The following is a 26,560-nucleotide window of genomic DNA, read 5'->3' as shown; positions in this document are numbered from 1 at the left end:
TGACTCCTGTCGTATCTCACGCTCCTGGTGCTTGAACCTATTATTGTTGTTTTATGTTCTGGAACATCCTGTTCCTGTATGAGTTCATAATAGTAAAGAAGTAGGGTGTCGCCAATCCGCAAAATCCCTAAAAGTTTGTAGGATAAAACGTACATTGAAACATGGTGTGAGGCATTTTGTAGTTACAACGTGAGGCGAATAGAGAGGGCTTACTTTTATATCTAATCATTTGAGATGTTGAGAAGAATAAGAGTTGCTATTGATAACAATATGTTATGTTTAAGTTTGGTTGTAAAAAGAACAATTTTATCGGGAGTAATAAATAAATGACCGTTATGTTGGTAAAACCTCATTTAAGGTTTAAAGAGAGCTATAAGAACTATATTAATGAATTAGCAGATGAAGATCGTCACCCTTTGACAACGGAGTTTGACCATACAAATTTTGAATCATTTTTGAATAAACTGAGAGATTATGAAAAAGGGGAATCCCTAGAAGAAGGGCATGTTCCCAACATTACATATTGGTTAGTAGAAGGTAATGAAATTATTGGCGCGTCTAACTTGCGACTTAAACTCAATGAACAGATTGAATATTGTGGTGGACATATTGGTTTAGGTATTCGTCCTTCTAAACGTGGACAGAATTTTGGCTCGAAATTGTTAGAGCTTACAATTCAGGAGGCATGGAAGTTAGGCCTAACGGAGTTACATATACATTGTTATAAATCTAATTTAGCTTCTGCAAAGACCATTCAAGCAAACAATGGTCGCCTTCACTCTGAAATTACTGTCGAACAAGTGGTTCAAAGGTATGTTGTGAATAAAACAATATAAGAATTTTCTTTTAGGTTATTTTTAAATGGCAATAAAAAAAAGCCCGACATCCTGTCGAGCTTTTTCGTATTTGGTTGCTAGATATGACTCCTGTCGTATCTCACGCTCCTGGTGCATGAACCTATTATTGTTGTTTTATGTTCCGGAACATCCTGTTCCTGTATGAACTCATCATAGGAAAAAAGCGGTAAGTCGCCAATCCGCAAAATCCCTAAAAGTTTGTAGGCTAAAACGTACAAGACCACCTTTTATATATCTCATTTTGAACTCAACTTAGGTCCCTGTGCCACAACAGACTTTAATCTTTTGCGCTGATTTAAAGTAATAAACCATTGCAGCACAGAGATAAAGGAGCTAAGCCAAATGCTTATCCCAGACTACTTTTGTCACACCGCTGCATGAAGCTAAAAAGTAGGGGCAAAGTCCTGTGGGAGAACAAGACTTTGCAAACTGAAAAACCGTAGCTGCTTAGAACCAAACTTAAAGCCAAAATAGGTTTATAAATTGTTGTATTATTCTCATAATGATTTATATCTATAAGTAGAATAAAAATATAATTATTTTGAGGTTTAAAATAATTTTTAGATAATAATTAATCCTCCCATAAATTTAGGAAAACATAATAATTGAAATTTCAAAATAAAAATAATTTATAAATTTAAAAAGCTAGGCAATAGAAAACCTAAATTTTAAATAAATAAAATAATTAAGCAGGAGAGGGAATAAGTTTGAAAAATGTCATGGTCAACTCCTTATAATTTATGGAGTCCTACCACCAGATTACCGCGAATTAATTTATGGTGGTAGAACGAAAGGGGGTTGACAGACTGGACTCGTAGAACCAGCACGCACGGGGCGTCCCCCTCCCGTCCTACCGCAAAGAAAAGGGGACGCAAGGGTCTAACGAATCATAGTAGAACTATAATCCGCCACGAGTTACGGTCTGTCAAAACCGTCTGGCAATGTAGGCCAGCAACGAGATAATAATCGGTGATTTTAATTACGTCAATTTAATATTTAGAATATTTTTGATTTAATAATAAAACTAAATTTATTTTTATAATAATAGAATTAATATTTATATTTAATTAGAAAAAATAAATAATAAAATAAGTTTTGGGTGTAATGTTATTAATAATAGAGATTCATCATCTTATAAATAAAATATTATAGAGGTGGCTACCTTATTCTAAACTTTTAAGCATTTCTTTAGCATCTACATCGCCTGCATCGGCAGCTTGCTGAAACCATTTCTTTGCCAGTTGTAGGTTTTTCGGCGTGCCTTCACCATTTAAATACATCTGGGCCAAGTTGTATTGGGCATCGCTTTCATTGTGCTCAGCCGCTTTGGTGTACCACTTAAGCGCTTGCTCATCACTTTGTGAAACGCCGTGACCTTTTTTATATAGATGAGCTAAATTATATTCTGCGGGTGGGTAGCCTTGCTTGGCAGCACGACTAAACCACTCAAACGCCTGCACATAATTTTGCGCAGTTCCTTCACCTCTGTCGTATAACACCCCTAAGTTATATTGCGCTTTAGCATGACCCTTGGCCGCAGCCTTAGTAAAATAATCAAAAGCACGCTTGGCATCTTTTTCGACGCCCGTGCCTGTGTAATACATCATCCCTAAACTATATTTTGCCCCCATACTTCCATTTTGATCAGCCACAGTTAGCCATTTAAACGCTTGCTCATAATTTTTAACAACGCCTTGTTCGCCACTTAAAAGCATCATCCCCAAATGATATTGAGCAACGGATTGCCCTTGTTCTGCACGATATTGAATATCGGCCACACTTGGTTCAGCAAATGCTGAAGAATGAAGTGAGAAAATCACCGTAAATATATAAAAAGCAGACTTTTTTATTTTCATATCTCATCCTGAATTTTATTAATTTGAGTGGTTGCTTTCTTGAATATCTATTTGAATATAAAAGAAAAATATTGAATTTATTTGGGTGGTTTATAGCATTTTAAAATGATCTGATTTTACGGTTTAAATACCTATTTAATAAGAAATTAACCTAAAAATGCATATTTAGACTAGTTACATTTTGAAAATGAGTATAGATAGACAGATTAGTCTTTTTTTAATTAAAATGCGGCCTAAATATAAGTTTGATTGATAATAAAAATGCAGATGAGTGTGTCGAGTATATTGGAGCGTTTAGGCCTTGTTTCACAAAATCGCGCTGTTCATATCCAATTCTCAAATCAGTCTTTAAATCAGCAAGTCTTCTTGCAACGCATCGAGGGCGAACATACGCTCAACCAAGGTAGCGTTGCTGAGTTACTGTGTCTGTCGACAAACGCGCACATTGCATTAAAACAATTTATTGGCTGTCAGGTTGCTGTCGATCAGGTCACCGATACAGGCCAGTTTTTTAGAACTACGGGCATTATTACAGAAGCGAGCCAAGGGCAAAGCGACGGCTCACTCACCATTTATAACCTCACCTTAAAAGATCCAACTGCACTCTGGCATAAACGTCGTAATAGTCGCGTATTTATGAACAAAAGCGTGCGCGATATTAGCGAAATTCTGTTTAAAGAATGGCAGGGTAAAAGCCCGTTATTTGCCGCAAGCTTAACCCTCGACACATCTGGGTTAACCAAAGACTACGATGTGCGTCCATTTGTGATGCAGTCAAACGAAAGCGATTATGACTTTTTAACTCGTCTGTGGCGTAGTGAAGGAATTAACTGGCTGGTCGATGAATCACAGCTTTTTGTCGCTGACTCGAATGCGTCCATTCAGCCGCAAGTCTTACGTTTAATTGACGATAACCAAAATTATCAGGCGCTTGAACGCCGTAGCCTCCGCTACCAACGTAGCAGTGCCACAGAACAGTTTGATACCATTACCCAAGTCAAGGCAGAACGCCGCTTACAACCGACTTCGGTTCATGTGCAACGCTGGCAAGCCGATGCGCTACAACAAGAAGAAGGCAGTGGCAGCGTACAAGGCACACAAAAGCACAGTGAACACTATGACAATGCCAGCTTAAACCTTGAAGATGCATGGCATGTCAGCCCAGCGTGGATGCAGGACTTAAAAGGTGAAGATCAAGCCACAGCTTCAGGTAATAGCCAGATTGAACAGCTTAACCAGCATATCAATGCTTACCATCACCTGAGTTCTAAACAGTTTACGGTTTCAGGTAACGTCCGTGATGCACAGGTGGGTTATTGGTTTGAGCTGAATGACCATCCTGAACTCGACCAGCATGACAGTGCCGATAAAGAATTCTTAATCTTAAGCAAGCACTACTACAACCAGAATAATTTACCGAAAGAATTACAACAGCAACTTGAGCGACTATTACCAAAAGACAAGCTCAAGGCAGCCCAACTCGACAGCCGAAACCCTGAGCAACGCCACTTTGCTGAGCTGAATGTCGTTCGACGCAATGTTAAAGCTGTGCCTGAATATAACCCCCTAGAGCACCGACCAGCCGCTCATCCGCAGCGTGCTAGAGTGGTGGGGCTGGAAGGTGAAAGCATTCATGTCGACCAGTGGGGACGCATTAAAGTCCGCTTCCTGTTTACCCGGACTGACGACCATAGTCATGACGGTGGAGCGGGAAGTAACGACAATGACACCGACTCCGCTTGGGTCGATGTGCTGACTCCGTGGGCAGGTGCAGGTTATGGCGCACGCTTCCTGCCTCGCGTGGGTGAGATTGTGGTCATCGACTTCTTTGACGGCAATGTTGACCGCCCGTTTGTGGTGGGGCGTATTCACGAAGCTGAACGCCACCCAACCCAGTTCGACCAGAAAGGTCAATTACCGGATACTAAAAAACTGAGCGGCATCCGCTCAGAAGAAGTGGATGGGAAAGGTTTTAACCAACTCCGTTTTGATGACACGACAGGCCAGATCAGCGCCCAGCTACAAAGTAGTCATGCGGCCAGCCAACTCAACTTGGGTAACTTAAGCCATCCAAAAGATAAGGCGGAAAGTGATGGCCGAGGTGAAGGTTTTGAACTCAGAACAGACCAGTGGGGCGCAGTAAGAGCTGGCAGTGGTTTACTCGTTAGTACCCACAAACAGGATCAAGCTCAAGGTGTACACCTTGATGCAAATGAGGCTAAGCAACAAATAGAAGGCGGCCTCAACAATGCCAAGGCACTCAGTGAAGTTGCTAAAAATCAGCAAACTGACCCGTTAGAAAATTTAGAAAACTTAAAATCTTTTATTGAAAAACTTGAGCAGCAAGACAACGCAAAAGCCAAAACCTTTAAAGAAGCGATTATGCTGCTGGCAAGTCCGAATAGTGTCGCGTTGAGTAGTAACGAAGACATTCACTTAAGCGCAGATGGGCAGCTAAACCAAACTGCTGGAGACAGCATTAATCTGTCTACCCAAAAGAATTTAATCGCACATGCCCAAAATAAAATTAGTCTTTTTGCGGCGCAAGAAGGGGCGAGACTCTATGCAGGCAAAGGCAAAGTTGAGATACAAGCGCAAGGTGACGGAGCAGATTTAATTGCCCGTAAAGCTGTGCAGGTGATTTCGACCGAAGACAAAATTGAGGCCACAGCAGCCAAAGAAATTGTACTCACCGCAGGCGGTTCTCAAGTCAAAATTACTGGTTCGGGCATTTTTATGACCACAGGTGGTAAGTTTGAAGTGAAGGCTGGGCAGCATTTGTTTATGGGAGGCGGGAGTGTGAATAGTTCATTACCGTATCTACCCGAACAAGGAAAGCAAAAATATGGTGTATGGTTCGATGTAATGGATAAACAAGGAAATAAACTGAAACCAGGCACGGGATATATTATTTTTGATGAAAATGATAAAGAAATTGAGCGTGGTAAGTTAGATAGAACAGGCTTGGTTAAGTTGGAAACCGAAGAGCCGAACAAGCAATATAAAATACATGTGGTGATAAACGATGGGCACTGAAGTACAGGCTTATGCTAATTTGGTTAAGACAACAATGGGAACGGTTAATCCTGTGCCAGCAGTTGTACCAGTTCAACTTAAAGTTTATACCCAAAGTTTTACAGCCTTTGTTGGCGGGGCTGCTGATAAATATCCTTTTATATATGGAGATGTTAAACCACCAGGCGTGGGAGATTCTTTAGGGCCTACAGAAATTGTTGGAAATTATGCAAAGAACTTTAATACGGGGAATGCAAAAAATTTAAAACAATATTATGGCTATGAAGAGGCTTATAATAATAGAAAAGTAGCTGCTCCTGCAGCCTCAGGTAAAAGAAATGCTTTTAAAGATATTCTTGATGTTTATACAAAGAATCCACAAACTCAAATTAATATTATAGGTCATAGTCTAGGTGGTTGGAATTCATCAGGTTTAGTTGCAGAACTACACAAAGCAGGGGTACCAGTCAATTTATTAATTACTATTGATCCTGTTGGAGTTTTATTATCGAAAGCAACTCCAAATATATTAGCTACTCCAGCAGTAAGAGCACAAATTTATTTACTAGCGCCACGACCTGTTGCAGATAATTGGATAAATATTTTTTGTAAACCAAATAATAATGTTGTCACTGATCTAAAGAATACGGTGCAATGGGAGGGCTATAAACCCAAATGGAAAGGATATAATCCTAGCCCTACTAGTTATACAACAGATGATGTAATTGCTGATGCTGGAGGGCAATGGGATAGTTATCCAAAAGAACACAGCAATACATTTCATGAAACTAAATTTAGTCATGCTTGGTTTAGCAAAATGATGCGTGAAACAATACCTAGTATATCTAAATCACCAGAGCAAATATTGCAAGCCGAATTAAAAAAGGTTCAAATAAAATGAAGTTTTTATCATGTGTATGGATATTTTTATTATTTGGTTGTACTTCTAAAAACATAGATTCTCAATCTACCGATATTAATTTTGGAAAATTTAAATATTTCCAATCTATGTACAGTGGAGAAAAAACATACCAAGGTTCTGTTACAAGCTCTTCTTCTTTAAAAGAAATTTCTGAAAAAAATGCATTTCCTATTTCTAAGCTAAATTGTTTGGAAAATCAGTTTATGGTAAGAGGTGGAGTAGACTTAGATTCAGAAGAAATTAATAATCAATTATATAAATATATAGCACATGTCGAAATATGTAAAAATAATGATTGTTCAGTCGATATTAAAAAAGCAAAAATTGATACTGAATGCAGAATTGAATTAAGGAAAAATTACTCAAATGATGCTTATCAATCAAATAAAGCAAAGTTGACGAATGCTAATTTTGAATAAAATCAAGTTGTTGGTGCTGAAGTTGATCTTTAATTTATTAAGTTGAGAACTAGAAATGTAATAAACCCGCTAAAGCGGGTTTATTTATTTACATGTTCGAGTAGTTTGGACCACCGCTGCCTTTAGGTGTTACCCATGTTATGTTTTCAGATGGGTCTCTAATATCACAGGTCTTACAGTGAACACAGTTCGCTGCGTTAATATTAAAAAGGGAGTTTTTCTAATGAAATTTAATAAATTGGCTGTAATATTTTTAACTTTGAGTCTTTGTGGCTGTAGTAAGGATTATAATATTGAACCAAATAAGCTTCCGATAGCATATATTGGCAAAGAATATAATCAGACATTAAAAATTACTGGTGGAAGAGTGATACCACAGTCTTTTGAGGTAAAAGATAATTTTCCAAGTGATATGAATATCTCTATTGAGCCAATAGACCAAAATGAAGCGGATGCTTATAATAATTTAAAAATTTCTGGAGTTCCAAAACATAAGGGAACTTTTACTATTAATATATATGCTAGTTTTTATGCTGGTGGTGATGATAAGTTAAATAAAACCTATGAATTTGTAGTTAAAGAATAAAAAGACATGTTTCGATATATTCTATTGGCAATGACCCTTAATAGTTGTAGCAACTATGATGTACAACCAAAGGAACTCGCTGTAGCTCATGTCAATGAAGCATATTCCCAGAATATAAAAATTAGTGGCGGCAAAGTAGTGGATAAGTATTTTGAAATAGATACTGATATGCCTGATGATTTAGGATTAAAAATTCAACCGAACAATGACACTAGCGGTTTTAATAACTTTTCAATTAAAGGTATTCCCAAACATAAAGGTGAATATATAATAAATATTTCAACAGGGTTTTATGGCCGTGGTAGTGATGAGCTAAATAAGAAATATAAATTAATTATTGTAGAATGAATAGATGCATAAATATTTTTTAATTATTTTATCCATTTTATTGTCGGGTTGTAATCCTTTAGCCAAAAATGAGAAAGAAAATTTTAAGGATATAGCCCTTAAGAATTTAACTTATTCTCATATGGATGGTATGAGTGGTGATATTTTTAAATTTAATTTAGAAATAACTGATGATTTAAAGAATGTTTATCAAAACGGGAATTATAAATATTCACATTTTAAGTGCGATAATATTAAAAATTATCTTATTGTAGGTGCTATCTCAGTTGAAGGAGAAAAGTTAAAGAATGGAAAATATACTTTGTCTGGATACTTCAAAGTTTGCGAAGATGAATCAATGAATGTATGTATCGCTAAGAATCAATTGGAAAAATTGTTAACTAGTAATATGTCTTGTAGAGTAGTTTTTGGAGGCTTATTACAAAGTAGTAAAGTTGTAGCAGATAATATTTTAATATCAAAAGAAGCTATAAGAAAATCCAATTTCCAATAGAGTTTTAAATGAAAAAATTTCTTTATCTATTAGGGCTAATTTTTTTAAGTGGATGTAGTGAAAAAATTTCAAATTTCACAATAGAACATACTAGGAAAAGTAATGAAAAATTAAACTTTGCTATGAAAATTGAAGATAAGGAAGTTTTAAATAAAATAAAAGAATCATCATCAAAAAAGTTTATTTGTGAAAATATGATTGATCATCAGCAAACATTAGATGCGGATATCGATAGATTTGAGAGTTACCAAATTGATGTAGCGGTAGAATTTTGCTCAAATAATGATAATAATAGAAGCTGTGAACCTATAGATATCAGGTCAGTTAAAAAAATCAATTTAGAATGCCAAGCAATTTTCTCTGCAATGATTGGTAATGTCTTTAAATCAGAAAAATTTTCAGTTGTATGGGAAGAAAAATAGTTAAATAATTTTGCGGTATATAAGCATAAATTTAAAAAGCAAGAGAAGCGTAATTGATTACGCTTCTTCTTTCATACGAAATAGTTTAAGCAGCTTGAATGGCTTCACCACAAAGAGAGACAGTTTCTTGTTTATGCTGATGTAAGTACCAGAACTGCTCCGCAATCGTTTCTGGATGTACTGTGTAGGTTTTATCTTTCGCTTCAGGTGTTCCATCTACAAAACCATTTACAATCACTTGGCTCACGTAAACATTTGAGTCAGCGAGACTATGAGCAAGCAAGTTGGTGGCTTTGTATTGAGCGGCAGCCGTAGTTGCTAATGATGAATATTCTTTAGCAACTAAATCGATGCCCACTGCATCGAAAGCAAAAATTCCGTTTGTCGATAAAATACTACCGTGGTTCTTTTCTAAATCACCTAAGCAAGCTTGCACGGTCGCAATATAGCTTGAAACACGAATATGAAAGCTTTTAGTAAGCTCTAGTGGAGGGGTTTTTAAGATATTGCCTTCAATATCATGGAAAGCATTCCAATGGATATTTTTAATCTCTCCTAATCCGTCTTTAATACGATTGATAAGATTTGGTATATCTTCAAGAACCGCTAAATCACATGTAAAAGCATAAGCTTCAATACCTTGTGTTTTAAGTTCTAAAATGGCTTTTTCGAGTTTTTCAGCATTACGTGCCACTAACCCGATTTTATAGCCTTCTTTACCAAACTTATGTGCTACGGCTTTGGAAATACCTGTTCCATAACCAAAAATTATAATATTGTTGTTCATTATAAAGTTCCAAAAAACCAATTATTTGGTTAGAAATAGTTTATAATATGTTTTTATAATGTATTCAAGCGCAAAAGTTATCTCTAAGAATAGTGCCCAAAGAATAAAAATGCTTAAAAGTGGGGATTAGGGAGTCAGCTTTACATGAGTTATTTGGCTAAACATAGGCTGTTGAAAGAATTATTAGTTTGACTTCTTTATGGGTATATCTTAAATTAATTGGAATGATCGTTCCTATTAGGTCTGTTTTATGCGAACCAAAGAATTTGAAACTGATGAAATTGCTGATGCTGCAATGCAGGTTTTTTGGCGCCGTGGTTATGCTGCAACTTCAGTTCAAGACTTGGTTGATGGTACGGGGCTATCTAGAAGTAGCCTTTACAGTACCTTTCAAAACAAACAAGGGCTTTATCAAAAAGCGTTACAGCGCTATGAATTTTTAACTACACTTAACAATGTAAAGCTGTTGTCTGGTTCAGGTTCGCCCAAAGCCCTTATTCGGCAATTACTGATAAATGTGGTTGAAGATGAGCTGAATGATTCAGAACACAAAGGTTGCCTCGTTGCAAATGCTTGTTTGGAACTGGCTGGACATGATGAAGATGTCTCTCAATTCGTTGCAAGTAACCTACAGAAACTTCAACATGCTTTAGAGAGTTTGTTAATTAAAGCTCAACAATCTGGTGAAATTCCTTCTACCCAAAATCCACGCGCGTTAGCGAGTTTTTTTGTAAATACTATTCAAGGATTACGTGTTTTAGGGAAAGGCAGCCCACTTGAACAAAGAAAGCAATGTTTAATGGATGTGGTCGAGGTTGCTTTAAACGTTTTATAAAACTCATTTAAACCTTAACTATTGTTGAGCTGAATAGTTAAGGTTTTTATTTAGTTTAAATTGGAACGATCATTCCGTAATGGTGATTTTAGTTCACATTGAGAACAAATGTCTTCCCATCCTAACCTGATAAAACAAGCTTATAGCGATGCAGAGCAGAGTAAGTACCCTGCAAAAGAATTTGAGAGTAAACCTTTATGAATATGAAGAGTAATGAAACATCTCATCAGTCAACTGATGAATTCTCTACTCAATTACCAATTTGGAAACTGTTGGCTTTTACAGTTGCAGGCTTTCTGACCATCATGACAGAAACCATGCCAGCAGGGCTTTTGCCCCAAATCAGCCAAGGCTTACATATTTCAGAAGCTTATGCAGGGCAGCTTATAGCAGTGTATGCCTTAGGTTCTGTTCTAGCCGCAATACCGCTTATTAGCCTTACCCGTAGTTGGAATCGGAGACCTTTATTACTCAGTGCTATTGCAGGGTTACTTTTATTTAATGCGATTACTGCTTTATCAAATGATTATATTCTGACTTTGATTGCTCGTTTTATTGCAGGGATGGCAGCGGGTGTTATTTGGGGGCTTTTAGCGGGTTATGTAAGACGTATGGTCTCTACATCGTATCAAGGACGAGCTTTAGCAATTGCTGGAGTTGGGCAACCAATTGCTTTATCAATTGGTGTGCCTTTGGGTGCATGGTTGGGAACGCTGTTTGAATGGCGCGGCGTATTTTGGATCATGTCTTTATTGGCATTGATTTTATTTGTCTGGATTCGCTTTAGTATTCCCGATTTTGCAGGACAGTCAGCACAGAAAAGGTTACCCATTTTAAAAGTTCTTTTAATACCGGGCGTCAGAGCTGTTTTAGCAGTCGTCTTTCTTTGGATATTGGCGCATAGCATTCTCTATACTTATATTTCACCATTTTTGGCTTCGACAGGGCAGCCATACAAAGTTGAGACTATCCTGTTTATGTTCGGCATTTCTTCAATTGTAGGCCTTCTCATTACAGGAATGTTTATTGATCGTTCATTAAGAAAAATAACGCTTTTAAGCTTATTTATCTTTGCTATCGCAACAGCGCTCTTAGGTGTTTATAGTTCTTCAAGTTTTGTCGTACTGGCGGGTGTAGTGTTATGGGGAGTAACTTTTGGTGGTGCTCCAACACTATTACAAACAGTTCTGGCAAATACTGCGGGTCACGAAGCAGATGTGGCCCAATCCATGTTGGTCACGGTATTTAACCTTGCTATAGCTTTTGGTGGAATGGTTGGTGGTGGATTACTTGAAAGTTTTGGGGCAGCTTCTTTTCCATGGTTTATGCTGGTTTTTGCCCTGATCGCGTTATCTACTGTTTACCAAGCCCGTAAACATGGTTTTATCTCTTCATAAAAGGCTTTTGCCCTTCATGACTAAAAAATGAAGGGTAATTTACTTTTATAGCCTGATGTCCTATTGGTCAAAATAATGAATGATTTGGTAAAATAAACCGAAAAATACAAATAAAATGGAATTTAAATTTAACTAATTATAAGTAAATGGGAATAAATTCTTTTAAATTTGTCTAATTGCGTAAAAATTCCCAAAAATATTAAAAATTCGCTTTTCTTAGAAAAACAATCCCGCAGGGTGCTCGCTAAACTATATCTCAAGGGTGTGATAGGGATCGAAAAGAGTAGCATGCACCAAAACGTATAACGTTAGTGTGTACTCACCCAAAAGGTCTCGATTCGGCTTAGGACGCTATAGATCAAAAGTTTATAGGCACAAGGTTATAACTTACAAAGTTATGATTGTTGAAGTAAACCATAGATGTTTTCCCTTGACACCCTAAAAAATTCTCTATAATAAAAATGATACTTTACAAGAATATAATTTAATGAATAAGCCTTATCTTTCTGCTTTACCTAGCGACAGCCAAATCTCATCTCAATTGAACAATGCTTACTTCCACGACTCGTGGAGTATTGAGCTTGGTCAGCCCGACCTGAATGTATTTCAACAACTTATTAAGCTATTTCAACACACTCCGCAGTGGGTAGAGTGGAGCATGAATATGCGTAATAAAATTACTTCAAAGATTGGGCTTAAAGATTTAGGAAGTTTCAAACAGATTGATTCAAATAAAAAAGAAAATGAGTATGTCGCAGGTGACCGAATTGGAATTTTTACTTTTTTGCAGCGTACCGAAAATGAATTAGTGATTGGAGACGATGACAAGCACTTAAATGTGACTTTATCTATTTATAAAAATGAAGATACCCAAGTGCTTACCGTAACTACAATAGTGCATATTAAAAATTGGCTTGGGCGATTGTATATGCTACCTGTAATTCCTGCCCATCGAAAAATCGTACCAGCGACTTTACAGATTTTAGGTTAGATTACTATTTTTATTTACGATGTGATCAGCCAAAATTGTTTATATAATAATCTTAATATCATAATAAAGAGCTGAATAATATGGAGAATAAAAATCAGTGTCGGCAGTGCGCCGTTTGTGGGAAAAATTTTCCTTTAAAAGATCTAGTGTCTGGTGAAGTCATTCGTAATGTGATTAGTGATGAAATTTTAAAAGACTATCCAGATTGGAATTACTCAAGCTTTATTTGTCGGGCCGATCTGGCAGATTATCGAGTTAAATATGTGCAGTCCCTATTACGCTCGGAAAAGGGTGAGTTATCTAATTTAGAAAATGAAGTGATCGGCAGTATGCAACGCCATGAGCTGATTAGCCGAAATACAGAGTCGGATTTTGATCAGAATTGGACATTTGGAGAAAAGTTAGCAGATAAGATCGCGACATTTGGTGGTAGCTGGGCTTTTCTCATTTGCTTTGCTCTATTTTTGACAGGCTGGATTATTCTAAATACGGTAGTGATGGTAGTCCGTCCCGTCGATCCTTATCCCTTTATTTTGCTTAATCTGGTTTTGTCCTGCTTAGCTGCGATTCAGGCACCTATTATTATGATGAGCCAGAATCGCCAAGAAGCAAAAGACCGTTTACGTTCTCAACATGATTATCAAATTAATTTAAAAGCCGAACTTGAGATTCGCCATTTGCATGAAAAAATGGATCACCTTTTATCGCATCAGTGGGAAAGACTCGCGCATATTCAAGAAATTCAGCTCGATCTTTTGGCTGAAATGAATAAAAAACGATAAAGATTTTCTGAGTTTCACGTGGAACATGAGTAGAGCATTATAGATTATTTTGCGGTAGAACCGAAATTTCTTTATGATTTGCCGCCATGCTCCATTGCTGTTTCTACGACCATGCCTTTAAACGACAACTTTGTTTACGCTCCGCCACAAGATCCGCTTTCAATTTTATTTGAAGACGATGATTTGGTTGTGGTTGATAAACCTGCGGGTTTGTTGTCGGTAATGGGACGGTTACCTGAGCATCATGATAGTGCTTATTTACGGGTGCTGGAAAAATTCCCTTTAGCTAAGGTTACGCATCGTTTAGATATGGCGACATCAGGCTTACTTATGTTTGCTAAACACCGTGATGCAGAAGTTGCGGTAAGTAAAATGTTTCAGGCCAGAACAGTCAAAAAACATTATATTGCTTTGGTGCAAGGCCAAGTCGCAGAAGAGGGCAGTGTTGAAGTTCCGCTCATTACCGACTGGGAAAATCGTCCAAGACAAATTGTACATTTTGAACTAGGTAAACACGCTAAAACCTTGTTTCAGCCCTTGGTTTATGATGAAAAAACAGATCAAAGTCGAGTATTGCTTGAACCAGTAACAGGACGTTCGCATCAGTTACGTGTGCACATGATGCATATTGGCCATCCGATTATGGGGGACAAGTTATATCATCCTGAACCTAAACGTTTTCACTTAAATCGCATGGCCTTACATGCTGCATATTTGGCTTTCCAGCATCCATTGAAAGGAACAGATGTGGTGATTGAGTCACAAGTGCCTTTCTAAATTTTATACACTTAAAAAATTAATTTGATGCAATTGGGATTTGATGCAATTGGGAACTGAATATATACCCAAATTGCAATAAAAGTCGGGTATTCTTGATGTTGAATAATATTAATACTGCGACAACAACAAGGATCACTTTATGACTCGTGACTACGAACAATTTCCAGATGACGATAACGGCAATGTACTTTGGCAAATGGCTGAAGACGGGGATGATTTAACCGAGTTGCATGAAATTGAATTTTCTATTGCTTTTCATGATCAGAAAAATGCAGAGCAATGTGCACTCTATTTGCTTTACCAAGAACAAAAAGTTTCACTTTTTCAAGATGACTCTGTTGAGCCAAACGAGTGGGTGATTACCATCTTCGTTAACATGGAACCTGACTATTCAGATATTGTTGATTTAGAGCAATGGTTTGCCAGCATCGCTGAGAAATTTCAGGGCGAATATGATGGATGGGGCTGTATGGCCTATGTCTTCGAGGAAGACGAAGAAGATGACCTGTTGCAGTAAGGTCTAAAATAAAGAGTAGGAGATAAATATGAACTTATCTCAAAAACAAGTTGCTGTACGGTTTTTAGAGCTTGCCGCAGCTGGTGAAGTCGATGAAGCCTATAGCAATTACACCGCGCCGAACTTTAAGCATCACAACCCTTACTATGCTGGTGATGCGACTTCTTTAAGAGAAGGGATGCGTGAAAGCGCAATTGAAACTCCCAACAAAGTTTTTGATGTTCAACATGTCATTGAAGAGGGCGATTTGGTTGCTGTGCATTCTAAACTTGAAATGCAAATGAATGGGTTAACTACCTTGGCCGTGGTTCATATTTGTCGTTTTGAAAAGGGCAAAATTGCTGAGTTTTGGGATATTGGGCAAGTACAGCCCGACCCACTCGCCAATGAAAATGGTATGTTCTAATGAAAAGCCCGAAAGTTTTCGGGCTTTTTTTATTTTATAGATAAATTAAAACTTCCACTGTGCCGAGATTGAAGCATTTAGTGGCTCACCTGGTTGAACCCATAAATCGCTATAGCTTGAGACATAGTAGGTTTTATCAAACAGGTTATTTACATTGAGCTGATAGCGTAAGCGGTCTGAAGGGGCATAGTAACCATTTAAATTGACCAGCGTATAACTTGGTAAATTAAAGCCATTGTCTAGGTTATGCCCGCTGCGTTCACCGACATAGGTAAGATTGGCGCCTACACCTGCTTTTCTTGCGCCGTCTTGTAGAAACTCATAATTGGTGTTTACGGAGCCTTGGTGTTTTGGAACATTGCTCAGACGAGCGCCTTTTGCCAAGTCTTGGTCTTTTTCAATTTGAGCATCGGTATAACTATAGTTGGCATTGACGAACCAGCGGTCATTGATTTGACTATTTAAGTCAAGCTCAATCCCTTTACTACTCACTTCACCTGCTGCGGTTTGAAAATTACTGTCGATTGGATCGGTTGTCAGTACATTCTGTTTTTTCATTTTAAACAGAGCGAGACTCAGCACACTTTGGTCGTTTATTTTATATTTTGTGCCGACCTCATAACTTTCGCCTTTTTCAGGGGCAAAAGTCTGACCATTTCGATTCATACCACTATTCATGGCAAATGAACGGCCATAATTGCTATAAAACGCCCATTGGTCAGAGGCTTTAAAATTTACTCCGAAACGTGGACTATTCTGGTGAAGCGTTTGGTTGCTTTCAGTCTGAGTCAAATGATTTTTAAAGTCTTGTTCGACCTGATCAAAACGGTTGCCAAATAGTACACTCCATTGATCATTGAAAAAGATCTGGTCTTGTACATTAAGCGCAAAGTAACGTTGGCGCTCTTTAGTGTCGGTAAACGGAGCTAGATTCGGTAAATATTTGCCGTATTCAGGTTGGTAAATATCAATTGTGTTTGGCATACCAGCACTGTGATTACGACGAATCTGGTTTTGCTTATAGTCAAGTTGACCAAGCTCGGTTGAAAGTAAAATTTCATGGCGAGCCCAAGACGTATCAAGCTTGCCAAGTAACTCTGTCTGAGCCAGCACATCTTCACTTGTATAATCACGGTAGCGACGTTGACGTTCTAAAGTACGTCCATCGGCTTGCATACGTCGTGGTTCGGTTGCAAAGCCGACCATTTTGGCGTCTTTATAGCTGACCGCACTATTTAGTTTCCAGTCAGGGTTAAATTCGTGACTAAGACGTAATTGGTAAAAGTAATCTTTTATTTTTAAATCGCCGTCGTCAGGTTCACCTGTAAATGTTTTCGGGTCCATCACAAATTGGTGATTGACTGTGCTGACCCCACGGTCAAAGGTTCCTTTATGCTCAGTAAATTCACTGTCAAAGTCGAGTTGCGTTTGGTCTGAAATTTTCCATGTAAGCTGTGGTGAAAAGAACCAGCGTTCACTGCTGACATGATCACGGAAGCTTTGATTATCTTCGTGAGCCACTGCTAAACGATAGGCCAGTTCATCGTTAATAGGGGCAGTATGCTCCAGACTTATGCGATATTGTTCTTGGGTATTGGCGCGTAGGTTAAGTTCACTTTCGCTTTCCCACTGTGGTTTTTTACTGTTGAGGTTCAGCAAACCTCCTGTTTCGCCGCGGCCATATAGTGCAGCCATTGGTCCTTTTAAAAACTCTAAAGATTCAATATTTACTACATCTTTTGGAGCGCTAATTCCTCGGTTAACACTCAAACCGTTACGGATCATAGCCGCACCTAAATTGGGGTCGGTACTAAAACCACGAAATGAGTAGTTATCCCAAAAGCCACCACCAAAGCTATTTTGATGAAAAACCCCACTGACTAAAGTTAATGCGTCATCAATCCGTTGCACGTCTTGCTGTTCCATTATTTGTTTAGAAAGATAAGCACGGTTAAAAGGGACATCTAAAACATCGTGAGTAAATTTAGTTGCCGAGCTATTTTGGCTCACATCTTCTCGAGTACTTTCGGCCTGAACACGTATGGTTTCAAGTACCGTTGACGTTTCCTCTCCCCAAGTGAGTGTCGATATAAATGATAGACCTAACGAAGACAACAATCCTAATTTGTGTCGCATAAATAATCAGCCATAAAAAGACAAAAGGAATTAAATGTAATAGTATAACGTTACATTATTTTGTTGATTACTGCTATGTCTTTAGAAAAGAATATTGAACGTTTACAGTCAATTGATGCATTGCGCGGTTTGGTGATCATCATTATGTTGCTCGACCATGTAAGAGAAACTTTCTATTTACATAAACAGGTTACCGACCCAATGGACGTAACAGTAACAGAACCAGCATTATTTGGCAGTCGATTATTGGCCCATATTTGTGCTCCGGTTTTTGTAATTTTAACCGGTATTTCTGCTTTTTTATTTCAGTCAAAAAAACAAGATTTACAGCAAACACGTGCTTTTTTATTAAAGCGTGGCTTATTTTTAATTGTGTTAGAGCTTACCCTTGTGAACTTTGCATGGACGGCAACTTTTCCGCCTGAAGTCATTTACTTACAGGTGATCTGGGCGATTGGTATTAGCATGGTGGTGCTAGCTTGTTGTGTAAGTTTGCCTTTGCCTGTTCTTGCTGGTGTAGCGTTGGTGATTATTTTTGGGCACAACTTATTAGATTCTGTGCACTTCTCACAAGGTATCCTACAGAATATATGGTTCGTTTTACACGAACGTGGTTGGATTGAGATTGCAGGCATCAAGCTTCGCACAAGCTATCCAGTTTTACCTTGGATTGGCGTGATTTTATTGGGCTATGCGTTAGGTCAGTTCTTTAGTTCAAAATATACAGCAAAGCAAAGAAGCCGCGCTTTACTCAGCCTTGGTTTAGCAAGTATCGGGTTATTTGTTTTACTGCGTTTTATCAATGTCTATGGCGACCAGTCGTGGCAACATTTTGAGTCATTACAACTGAGCCTCATGAGCTTTTTTAACCTCACCAAGTATCCGCCGTCTTTATTGTTTATTTTGCTGAATGTTGGAATTGGTTTGCTTGTGCTCGTTGCTTTTGAACGTATACAGCAATATTCATTTCTAAAACCATTGGTCGTGTTTGGTTCGGTGCCGATGTTCTTTTATTTACTGCATTTATATGTATTGAAACTGATGTATGTGTTGGCACTCAGTGTGTGGGGAGCTAACTACGGAAACTATTTGTCGGTCAATCATGTGTGGATGCTGTGGCTAATTACGATTGTACTGTCTTTTGTGCTCTATCCAGTGGTGAAATGGTTCTCGAAATTTAAACATCAAAACAAGCATATTTCGATTTTAAAATATTTCTAATTTTCAAAAGGTGAGTAAAGCGAGTTCAATAATGCTCGCTTTACTTGCTCACATCGAGATATAGAGTTTCTTTCACTTCTTCCATGACCACATAACTGTGTGAAGATGCCGAGGCTGGGAGTTTCTTTAATAGATCTCCTAACAAGCGGCGGTATGCACTCATTTCTTTTAAACGTGCTTTTACAAGGTAGTCAAACTCGCCTGAAATAAGGTGACATTCGAGTACTTCAGGAATCTCAACTAAGTCTCTGGCTACTTGATCAAATACATCGCCAGATTTGGCAGATAATTTAATTTCTAAAAAGACAAGCAGGTTACGGTCAACGTAGGCTGGGTTTAGCCGTGCGTAATAACCCATGATAATACCATCGCGCTCAAGGCGCTTTACACGCTCTGAACAAGGGGTGGTAGAGAGGTTGACTCTTGATGCCAATTCACTAATCGCAATTCGTCCTTCACGCTGCAAAATATCCAGAATCATGCGATCTATACGATCTAAGGGGCGCATAGATATTTCCTCTTTTTTTAAAATTCTCGCGAGAAAAACATAAATTTACCTAGATTATAGCCTGAAAAACAGTGAAATAAACTATTGAAGCAGAAATATACTAGTGAAATAAACTGGTGTGCGTGAGGGAATGGAAATGCGCGTAATTGTACTAGGTAGCGGCGTTATTGGAGTGGCAAGTGCCTATTATCTGGCTCGACAAGGAGCCGAGGTTACTGTTCTCGATCGCCAGTCAGGTCCTGCTGAAGAAACAAGTTTTGGTAATGCAGGTCAAATTTCGCCTGGGTATTCGACCCCTTGGGCAGCACCAGGAATTCCTTTTAAAGCTGTGAAATGGATGTTCCAACACCATGCACCGCTTGCGATTAATTTAGATGGCAGCATGTGGCAATTACAGTGGATGGCGCAAATGCTGAAAAACTGTAATCCGCAAAGTTATGCTGTGAACAAAGAACGTATGATGCGTGTGGCTGAATACAGCCGTGACTGCTTACGTGAACTTAGAAAAGACACGGGTATTCACTACGAAAACCGTGCTAAAGGTACTTTGCAGCTATTCCGTAAAGAAGCACAAATGGAAGCGGTTCAACGCGACATTAGCGTGCTACAAGAGTGCGGCGTAAGCTACGAATTATTAAATGGCAACGAACTTGGTCGTGTAGAACCCGCTTTGGCAAATGCGCAAGATAAACTCGTTGGTGGTTTACACTTACCAAATGACGAGACAGGTGACTGTTATTTATTTACCAATGCTTTAGCTCAAATTGCTAAAGAGTTAGGTGTTAATTTCCAGTTCAACCAAAACGTAGAAAAATTGATTGTTGAAGGCGATGAAATTAAGGGCGTTCAGGTCAATGGTAAGGTCTTAACCGCAGATCGTTATGTTTTAGCGTTTGGTAGCTATTCACGTGATTTCTTGAAACCACTTGATCTACAGTTACCTGTATATCCTGTGAAAGGTTATTCGTTGACGATTCCAATTGTTGACCCTGCTTTTGCTCCGCAATCTACAGTGCTTGATGAAACCTATAAAATTGCGATTACTCGTTTTGACCAACGTATTCGCGTAGGTGGGATGGCTGAGTTAAGTGGCTTTAACTTAGGCCTGAATGAAGACCGCCGTGCAACATTGCAAATGGTGACTCAGGACTTGTTCCCGGGCGGCGATATGGCACAGGCGTCTTTTTGGACTGGTTTACGTCCAATGACACCAGACAGTACACCGATTATTGGCGCAACTCGCTTTAAAAATCTGTTCTTGAATACAGGTCACGGTACTCTAGGCTGGACGATGGCGTGTGGTTCAGGAAAATTAATCAGTGACATCGTATTGAATCACAAGACTGATATCAGTACCGATGGCCTTTCAATTCAGCGTTATTCACACGCGCATGCTGCATAACGGACGTTAGGAAAGTAATCATGCCTCGTCCTATTACCGCAGTCATCCACCGTCAAGCCTTACAAAACAACTTGGCTGTGGTACGCAAGGCTATGCCAAATAGTAAAGTTTTTGCCGTTGTAAAAGCCAATGCTTACGGACACGGAATTGAACGTGTTTATGAAGCGTTTAAAGCAGCAGATGGCTTTGCCTTACTTGATCTTGATGAAGCAAAACGCATTCGTGCTTTAGGTTGGACAGGTCCAATTTTATTGCTCGAAGGAATTTTCTCTCCTCAAGATTTATTTGATTGTGTGCAATATCAACTCAGTTTCACCATTCATAGTGAAGCGCAAATTGAGTGGGTTGAAAAGCATCCTTATGCGGCCCAATTTGATGTTTTTTTGAAAATGAACAGCGGTATGAACCGTCTTGGTTTTAAACCACAGCACTATGTTCAGGCTTGGGAACGTTTAAATAACTTGGCGAACGTGTCCAAGATTACCCACATGATGCATTTTTCAGATGCAGATGGCGAGCGTTTTGGCCAGCAAGGTATTGATTATCAAATCAATGCTTTTGAAGAAATTGTTAAGGATTTACCGGGTGAAAGATCGGTAAGTAATAGTGCGGCTATTTTGCGTTATCAAGACCAGCTCAAATCAGATTATGCCCGTAGCGGCATCATGCTGTATGGCAGCTCGCCAGACTACCCGACGCATAGTATTGCAGACTGGGGCTTACAACCGACCATGAGCTTACGCAGTGAAATTATTTCCGTTCAGCATTTAGAACCGAATGAAAGTGTAGGGTATGGTTCAAACTTTGTCGCAGAGCAGCCCATGACGATTGGAATTGTCGCTTGTGGCTATGCTGATGGTTATCAACGTATTTCACCAACAGGTACGCCTGTTTTAGTGGACTCAGTCTGCACTCGCACAATTGGTCGTGTCAGCATGGATATGTTGGCAGTCGATTTAACGGGCATTGAAAATGCCAAAGTTGGTAGCGAAGTGGTGCTCTGGGGCCAATCAAGTACAGGTGTTGTTTTACCTATTGATGATGTCGCAGTTTCTTCCGGTACGGTGGGCTATGAACTGATGTGTGCTGTCACCGCCCGTGTTCAATTTATTAATCAGGTATAAGGAAATCCGAATGTCGAATTCAGATATACAAAAGGTCAATACTAACGAAGTCATGAGTGCCGTGACTGTTTTTAACAAAGTGGTTTATCTGTCAGGTCAGGTGCCTAAAAATACCGAGCAAGATGTGGCAGGCCAAACTCGTGAAATTCTTGCAACGATTGATGAACTTTTGGCGTTAGCCAATACAGATAAATCTCGTTTGCTCTCTGCACAGCTCTATTTGAAAAATCTTTCTGACTTTTCAACCGTAAATGCAATTTGGGTTGACTGGTTAAAAGGGTGTGTTGCTCCATCGCGTGCCACAATTCAGGCCGATTTGGTCAATCCAGATTGGTTAATTGAAATTGCCGTGACGGCAGCACAAAAGTAATTCGTTTTTACTCCAAAAATGATGATGTATCTAACAGAAGGAAGATAGATACGGTTTAACCAGTCATTTTTGGTGAACAGATTCAGTGACCTATGGCATACGGTTCAATTTTCGCCGTAGGTTGCTGATCTTAACAAAGGAATTCAAAAAGGAATTTTAATATGACAACGGCTCGTCATTCAGATACGGAAAATTCTCCTGATCATCTGCAACGAAAACTGTCTAACCGTCATTTACAACTGATTGCTATTGGCGGTGCAATTGGAACCGGCCTATTTATGGGTTCGGGCAAAACTATCTCCCTCGCAGGTCCTTCAATCCTTTTGATCTATATGATTATTGGAGGAATGTTCTTTTTCTTAATGCGTGCAATGGGTGAGTTGCTCCTTGCAAATCTGCATTACAAATCTTTTGTTGATATGGCTCATGACCTGATTGGTCCTTGGGCTGGTTATTATTTGGGCTGGACTTATTGGTTAGGTTGGGTGCTGGTGGGTATTGCGGACCTTTCAGCAGTCATTAACTATTTAGGTTTCTGGCTACCCGATGGCGCAAGTTTCTCACCAATACAGCAGGCCATGATTAGCGCAGGTTGTGTGTTGTTTGTGATGGGTCTTAACCTCTTAACAGTACGCCTATTTGGTGAAATTGAATTCTGGTTTGCTCTCATTAAGATCTTGGCGATTATTGGTCTGATCGGAGTGGGCGGCTACATGATTTTCAGCCATTTCCAAGCTCCGCAAGGCGCTGTTGCAAGCATTAGTAATGTTTGGTCGCATGGCGGTTTATTCCCGAAAGGTACAGAAGGCTTCTTGGCAGGATTCCAGATTGCTGTATTTGCTTTTGTCGGGGTGGAACTCGTAGGTACAACAGCTGCTGAAACCAAAGACCCGCAGAAGAACTTACCGAAAGCAATTAACGCGATTCCGGTACGTATTATTTTGTTCTATGTATTGGCACTGTTTATTGTGATGTCGGTAACCCCTTGGGATCACATTCGTGCAGATAAAAGTCCGTTTGTTGAGTTGTTCTTAAATGCGGGTATTCCGGTTTCTGCAATCATCATGAACTTGGTGGTGCTATCTTCGGTCATGTCTTCAATGAACAGCGGTGTGTTTTCAACCAGTCGTATGTTGTTTGGATTATCAAAAGATGGTCAGGCACCGGGTGCATTTGGTCGTTTATCAAAACGCGCAGTTCCTTCAAATGGTTTGATTTTCTCTTGTACGTTTATCATGGGCGGAGCGGTGCTTCAGTACTTTGTTCCAAACACAATGGAAGCATTTACTTTAGCAAGTTCACTCTGTGTGATTCTATTCATTAGTGTCTGGAGTCTCATCATGGTCTGCTATTTACGCTACCGTAAATTACGTCCTGAATTACATGAAAAATCAACATTCAAAATGCCAGGTGGCGTTTGGATGAGTTATGTTGTTTTGGCATTCATGCTTTTCACTTTAGTCATCTTGGCATTAGAGCCAGATACATTGAAAGCTCTATATGTCAGTCCAGTATGGCTAGTCATTTTAGGTGTTACCTATCATGTATTGTATAAACCACGTATGAAAAAACTAGGACGTGAACTCGTCAACGATCATTAAGTTTTATTAAAAAGCCAATCAATCATGATTGGCTTTTTTTATTTTTATTAGATTTTTTATCGGAATAATATTGTTTATTTTTGGATCAATAGAGCAGTTTGGAGGGTATTGGAAAAGTACATATAGCAGGATCACATGCTACACTTCGGCTAATCTGGAAACCCAGATTGATTAATTAAAATTGCCGTGAAGGCAGTACATAAATAATGTGACTTAAAAAAATCAGGACAAACGATTTATCAATTAAGGAAAAAATATACTTGAACATCTTGTCCTGAGGTATAGACTCAGCAACCCACGATATACGGTTCGTTTTTCTCCCTATAGGTTGCTGATTTAAGTTAAGCAAAATATAAAAAGGACTTCTAATATGACAATGGTTCATCATTCTGATGAGGCAAGCTCCCCTGATCATTTACAACGGAAATTAAATAATCGCCATCTACAAATGATTGCAATTGGCGGTGCAATTGGAACCGGCTTATTTATGGGCTCGGGCAAAACCATCTCCCTCGCAGGTCCTTCAATCCTCGTTATCTACATGATAATTGGTGGTATGTTCTTTTTTCTGATGCGTGCATTGGGTGAACTACTGCTTGCCAACTTACATTACAAATCATTTGTCGATATGGCTTATGATTTGATCGGACCATGGGCTGGCTATTATATAGGCTGGACTTATTGGTTAGGCTGGGTACTGGTCGGTATTGCTGATTTGTCTGCGGTCATTAACTATTTAAGTTTCTGGCTGCCCGAAGGTGCCAGTTTCTCCCCCATGCAACAAGCCATGATTAGTTCAGGCTGTGTACTATTCATTTTAGGGCTTAACCTTCTTACCGTTAAGCTATTTGGTGAAGTTGAATTCTGGTTCGCACTCATTAAGATTTTGGCCATTATTGGCTTGATTGGAGTGGGTGGCTACATGATTCTCACTCATTTCCAAGCTCCTCACGGTGATGTGGTGAGCATCAGTAATGTCTGGTCTCATGGTGGCATATTTCCAAAAGGTGTAAGCGGATTTTTGGCAGGTTTTCAGATTGCCGTGTTTGCTTTCATTGGTGTTGAATTGATTGGTACAACTGCTGCTGAAACGAAAGATCCACAAACAAATCTGCCAAAAGCAATTAATGCTATTCCGTTACGTATTATCCTATTCTATGTGTTGGCACTCTTTGTGGTGATGTCAGTGACACCTTGGAATCATATTCGTGCAGATAAGAGTCCTTTTGTTGAGTTGTTCTTAAATGCAGGTATTCCTATTTCTGCAATTATCATGAACTTGGTTGTACTGTCTTCGGTGATGTCTTCAATGAACAGCGGTGTATTTTCAACGAGCCGTATGCTGTTCGGTTTATCAAAAGACGGTCAAGCGCCGAGCGCATTGGGTCGTTTATCAAAACGTGCAGTGCCATCAAACGGCTTAATCTTCTCATGTATTTTCATTATGGGTGGAGCGGTGCTTCAGTACTTTGTTCCAAACACGATGGAAGCATTTACTTTGGCAAGTTCACTCTGTGTGATTCTCTTTATTAGTGTATGGCTTCTGATCATGGCATGCTATTTACGTTACCGTAAGTTAAGTCCGGAGTTACATGCTAAATCGACCTTTAAAATGCCGGGTGGGGTGTTGATGGCGTATGTTGTCATTGCATTTTTCTTGTTTACTTTAGTGATTTTGGCACTAGAGCCAGATACATTAAAAGCGGTATACGTGAGTCCACTATGGTTGGTGGTTTTAAGCGTAACTTATTTTGTGTTCTATAAGCCACGCATCAAAAAATTAGACCAAGAACTCGTTTAATGAACTATAAATGATTTTAAAAAAGCCAATCGATCATGATTGGCTTTTTTATTTAGGTTCTTTAATCAACCAACAAATGCTGATATTTGTCAGCTTGTTTACGTAGATAATCCCAAACTAACTTAATGCGTGGTTCATGTTGTAAATCAACAAAGGTCAGCATCCAAAACGTATGGGTAAAGCGAACTTGTTGTTCTAACACTTCTTCAAGTTCCGGTTTATCATCTGCCAAAAACTTGGGCAAAATCGCAAGTCCTGCGCCAGCACTCACCGCAAGTTGTTGAGCCAAAATACTGCTACTACGGAAGTTAGCATTCAGTTTTAAAGGGAGTCGTTCTAAACAGTACAACTCGGGGCTATATACCAGATCATCAATATAGTTCACAAAGCGATGTTGGGTTAAATCTTCTAAGGCTCGGATAGGCGGGTTTTGGGCCAGATAGTTTTTGCTACCATAAATTTTTAAACAATAATCTGATAATCGCGTAATGATGTAAGGGCCAGACGTTGGACGATCAATTGACACCACAATGTCTGCCTCACGGTGTGAGAGTTTAATCATTTTCGGTACTGGAATCAGATCGATGGTGAGCAATGGATATTGAATAGAGAACTCAGCCAGTAAGCGGGCTAAAAACGCAGTGCCAAAACCTTCAGGTGTGCCAATTCGCACACGACCTTGCAAAGGTTGATGTGGTTTTTCAATTTGTAAGAAAGCCTGTTCCATTTGCTCAACTCGAGGAACCAGTGCCATCCCTTCGAGTGTCAACTCATAACCTGTCGCTTCACGCTTAAACAGCGTTGTACCCAAAGCAAGTTCTAGGGCCTGAATCCGTCTAGCCACCGTACTGTGCTCAACACCAATAATCCGCGCAGCATTGGTCAAAGTTTTAGTCCGAGCTAAAACCAGAAAAAAATGTAGATGATCCCAATCCACTTTCATTTTTGTTGTCATCCTTGTGCATATTTGCACAACAATCGTGC

Annotated in this window: 26 protein-coding genes and 1 pseudogene; 21 read left to right on the top strand and 6 right to left on the bottom strand. The window is 39.0% G+C overall.

Annotation, left to right across the window (positions count from 1 at the left end):
- Nucleotides 1-326: 326 nt before the first annotated feature.
- Complete coding sequence (locus J580_RS20950) at nucleotides 327-836, top strand: GNAT family N-acetyltransferase (protein ID WP_032005702.1); 510 nt, start codon at nucleotides 327-329, stop codon at nucleotides 834-836.
- 1,184 nt (nucleotides 837-2,020) lie between these two features.
- On the opposite strand, the gene J580_RS20945 is transcribed toward J580_RS20950, so the two are convergent.
- Entirely contained in the window at nucleotides 2,021-2,713 is a 693-nt protein-coding gene (locus tag J580_RS20945; protein WP_000694323.1) for a tetratricopeptide repeat protein, read from the bottom strand.
- A gap of 261 nt (nucleotides 2,714-2,974) precedes the next feature.
- On the opposite strand from J580_RS20945, the gene J580_RS20940 reads away from it, so the two are divergent.
- The 3 genes from J580_RS20940 to J580_RS20930 are packed head-to-tail and all read left to right on the top strand — an operon-like array spanning nucleotide 2,975 to nucleotide 7,069.
- Nucleotides 2,975-5,749 carry a type VI secretion system Vgr family protein gene (locus J580_RS20940; RefSeq protein WP_032005699.1) on the top strand — a complete coding sequence of 925 codons (2,775 nt, stop codon included), beginning with the start codon at nucleotides 2,975-2,977 and terminating at the stop codon, nucleotides 5,747-5,749.
- On the top strand, nucleotides 5,739-6,629 hold the full coding sequence (locus tag J580_RS23875) for a hypothetical protein (protein WP_032005696.1): 891 nt from the start codon (nucleotides 5,739-5,741) through the stop codon (nucleotides 6,627-6,629). The genes J580_RS20940 and J580_RS23875 overlap by 11 nt, the downstream gene beginning before the upstream one ends.
- Complete coding sequence (locus J580_RS20930) at nucleotides 6,626-7,069, top strand: hypothetical protein (RefSeq protein WP_032005694.1); 444 nt, start codon at nucleotides 6,626-6,628, stop codon at nucleotides 7,067-7,069. Before J580_RS23875 ends, J580_RS20930 begins: the two co-directional genes overlap by 4 nt.
- A gap of 88 nt (nucleotides 7,070-7,157) precedes the next feature.
- Here the strand turns inward: J580_RS20930 and J580_RS23390 are convergent.
- Nucleotides 7,158-7,277 (bottom strand): annotated as a pseudogene (locus J580_RS23390) (4Fe-4S dicluster domain-containing protein); the annotation flags it as partial.
- Nucleotides 7,278-7,292: 15 nt separating this feature from the next.
- On the opposite strand from J580_RS23390, the gene J580_RS20925 reads away from it, so the two are divergent.
- Genes J580_RS20925 through J580_RS20915 form a run of 4 tightly spaced genes read left to right on the top strand, consistent with a single transcriptional unit; the run spans nucleotide 7,293 to nucleotide 8,918 of the window.
- A complete protein-coding gene (locus J580_RS20925; RefSeq protein WP_032005692.1) occupies nucleotides 7,293-7,655 on the top strand; it encodes a hypothetical protein in 363 nt (120 codons plus the stop codon).
- A 6-nt stretch (nucleotides 7,656-7,661) separates the two neighbouring features.
- Nucleotides 7,662-8,003: a hypothetical protein gene (locus J580_RS0104485; protein WP_032005690.1), complete on the top strand. Its 342-nt coding sequence runs from the start codon at nucleotides 7,662-7,664 to the stop codon at nucleotides 8,001-8,003.
- Nucleotides 8,004-8,007: 4 nt separating this feature from the next.
- The gene (locus J580_RS20920; RefSeq protein WP_032005688.1) at nucleotides 8,008-8,496 is read left to right on the top strand and encodes a hypothetical protein; all 489 of its coding nucleotides are present in this window, start codon (nucleotides 8,008-8,010) and stop codon (nucleotides 8,494-8,496) included.
- Nucleotides 8,497-8,504: 8 nt separating this feature from the next.
- Entirely contained in the window at nucleotides 8,505-8,918 is a 414-nt protein-coding gene (locus J580_RS20915) for a hypothetical protein (protein ID WP_032005686.1), read from the top strand.
- An 85-nt stretch (nucleotides 8,919-9,003) separates the two neighbouring features.
- Here the strand turns inward: J580_RS20915 and J580_RS20910 are convergent, their stop codons facing one another.
- A complete protein-coding gene (locus tag J580_RS20910; protein ID WP_032005684.1) occupies nucleotides 9,004-9,705 on the bottom strand; it encodes an SDR family NAD(P)-dependent oxidoreductase in 702 nt (233 codons plus the stop codon).
- A gap of 250 nt (nucleotides 9,706-9,955) precedes the next feature.
- Between J580_RS20910 and J580_RS20905 the strand changes: the two genes are divergently transcribed.
- From J580_RS20905 to J580_RS20875, 7 genes are all read left to right on the top strand, one after another.
- Nucleotides 9,956-10,540, top strand: a complete 585-nt coding sequence (locus J580_RS20905) for a TetR/AcrR family transcriptional regulator (protein ID WP_032005682.1) — start codon at nucleotides 9,956-9,958, stop codon at nucleotides 10,538-10,540.
- 197 nt (nucleotides 10,541-10,737) lie between these two features.
- Nucleotides 10,738-11,937: an MFS transporter gene (locus J580_RS20900; protein WP_032005680.1), complete on the top strand. Its 1,200-nt coding sequence runs from the start codon at nucleotides 10,738-10,740 to the stop codon at nucleotides 11,935-11,937.
- A gap of 487 nt (nucleotides 11,938-12,424) precedes the next feature.
- Nucleotides 12,425-12,928, top strand: a complete 504-nt coding sequence (locus tag J580_RS20895; protein ID WP_032005678.1) for a DUF2867 domain-containing protein — start codon at nucleotides 12,425-12,427, stop codon at nucleotides 12,926-12,928.
- Nucleotides 12,929-13,008: 80 nt separating this feature from the next.
- On the top strand, nucleotides 13,009-13,710 hold the full coding sequence (locus tag J580_RS20890) for a DUF1003 domain-containing protein (RefSeq protein WP_032005675.1): 702 nt from the start codon (nucleotides 13,009-13,011) through the stop codon (nucleotides 13,708-13,710).
- 111 nt (nucleotides 13,711-13,821) lie between these two features.
- Complete coding sequence (locus J580_RS20885; RefSeq protein WP_032005673.1) at nucleotides 13,822-14,487, top strand: RluA family pseudouridine synthase; 666 nt, start codon at nucleotides 13,822-13,824, stop codon at nucleotides 14,485-14,487.
- Nucleotides 14,488-14,629: 142 nt separating this feature from the next.
- A complete protein-coding gene (locus J580_RS20880; RefSeq protein ID WP_002118036.1) occupies nucleotides 14,630-15,007 on the top strand; it encodes a ribonuclease E inhibitor RraB in 378 nt (125 codons plus the stop codon).
- Nucleotides 15,008-15,035: 28 nt separating this feature from the next.
- Nucleotides 15,036-15,413 (top strand): nuclear transport factor 2 family protein, encoded by a 378-nt coding sequence (locus J580_RS20875; protein WP_032005671.1) that lies wholly within the window; start codon nucleotides 15,036-15,038, stop codon nucleotides 15,411-15,413.
- Between the two features lie 45 nt (nucleotides 15,414-15,458).
- Here the strand turns inward: J580_RS20875 and J580_RS20870 are convergent, their stop codons facing one another.
- Nucleotides 15,459-17,549, bottom strand: coding sequence for a TonB-dependent receptor (locus J580_RS20870; RefSeq protein ID WP_032005669.1), 2,091 nt, complete (start codon nucleotides 17,547-17,549; stop codon nucleotides 15,459-15,461).
- Between the two features lie 75 nt (nucleotides 17,550-17,624).
- Here J580_RS20870 and J580_RS20865 point away from each other — a divergent pair, with 75 nt between their 5' ends.
- The gene (locus tag J580_RS20865) at nucleotides 17,625-18,770 is read left to right on the top strand and encodes a DUF1624 domain-containing protein (RefSeq protein ID WP_032005667.1); all 1,146 of its coding nucleotides are present in this window, start codon (nucleotides 17,625-17,627) and stop codon (nucleotides 18,768-18,770) included.
- A gap of 40 nt (nucleotides 18,771-18,810) precedes the next feature.
- Here the strand turns inward: J580_RS20865 and J580_RS20860 are convergent, their stop codons facing one another.
- Entirely contained in the window at nucleotides 18,811-19,278 is a 468-nt protein-coding gene (locus J580_RS20860) for an Lrp/AsnC ligand binding domain-containing protein (RefSeq protein WP_001247568.1), read from the bottom strand.
- 136 nt (nucleotides 19,279-19,414) lie between these two features.
- Here J580_RS20860 and J580_RS20855 point away from each other — a divergent pair, with 136 nt between their 5' ends.
- From J580_RS20855 to J580_RS20835, 5 genes are all read left to right on the top strand, one after another.
- The gene (locus tag J580_RS20855) at nucleotides 19,415-20,680 is read left to right on the top strand and encodes a D-amino acid dehydrogenase (RefSeq protein WP_032005666.1); all 1,266 of its coding nucleotides are present in this window, start codon (nucleotides 19,415-19,417) and stop codon (nucleotides 20,678-20,680) included.
- Between the two features lie 20 nt (nucleotides 20,681-20,700).
- Nucleotides 20,701-21,804, top strand: coding sequence for an alanine racemase (gene alr, locus J580_RS20850; RefSeq protein ID WP_032005664.1), 1,104 nt, complete (start codon nucleotides 20,701-20,703; stop codon nucleotides 21,802-21,804).
- 10 nt (nucleotides 21,805-21,814) lie between these two features.
- On the top strand, nucleotides 21,815-22,174 hold the full coding sequence (locus J580_RS20845; protein WP_032005661.1) for a RidA family protein: 360 nt from the start codon (nucleotides 21,815-21,817) through the stop codon (nucleotides 22,172-22,174).
- Nucleotides 22,175-22,335: 161 nt separating this feature from the next.
- On the top strand, nucleotides 22,336-23,775 hold the full coding sequence (locus J580_RS20840; protein WP_002118023.1) for an amino acid permease: 1,440 nt from the start codon (nucleotides 22,336-22,338) through the stop codon (nucleotides 23,773-23,775).
- Between the two features lie 370 nt (nucleotides 23,776-24,145).
- Nucleotides 24,146-25,576, top strand: coding sequence for an amino acid permease (locus J580_RS20835; RefSeq protein WP_032005660.1), 1,431 nt, complete (start codon nucleotides 24,146-24,148; stop codon nucleotides 25,574-25,576).
- Nucleotides 25,577-25,637: 61 nt separating this feature from the next.
- Here J580_RS20835 and J580_RS20830 read toward each other — a convergent pair whose 3' ends face one another.
- Nucleotides 25,638-26,519 carry a LysR family transcriptional regulator gene (locus J580_RS20830; RefSeq protein WP_032005658.1) on the bottom strand — a complete coding sequence of 294 codons (882 nt, stop codon included), beginning with the start codon at nucleotides 26,517-26,519 and terminating at the stop codon, nucleotides 25,638-25,640.
- Nucleotides 26,520-26,560 lie beyond the last annotated feature (41 nt).

This window comes from Acinetobacter sp. 1542444 (genome assembly GCF_000581835.1).
Classification (GTDB): Bacteria; Pseudomonadota; Gammaproteobacteria; order Pseudomonadales; family Moraxellaceae; genus Acinetobacter; species Acinetobacter pittii.
This window is presented reverse-complemented; position numbering and strand designations above follow the sequence as displayed.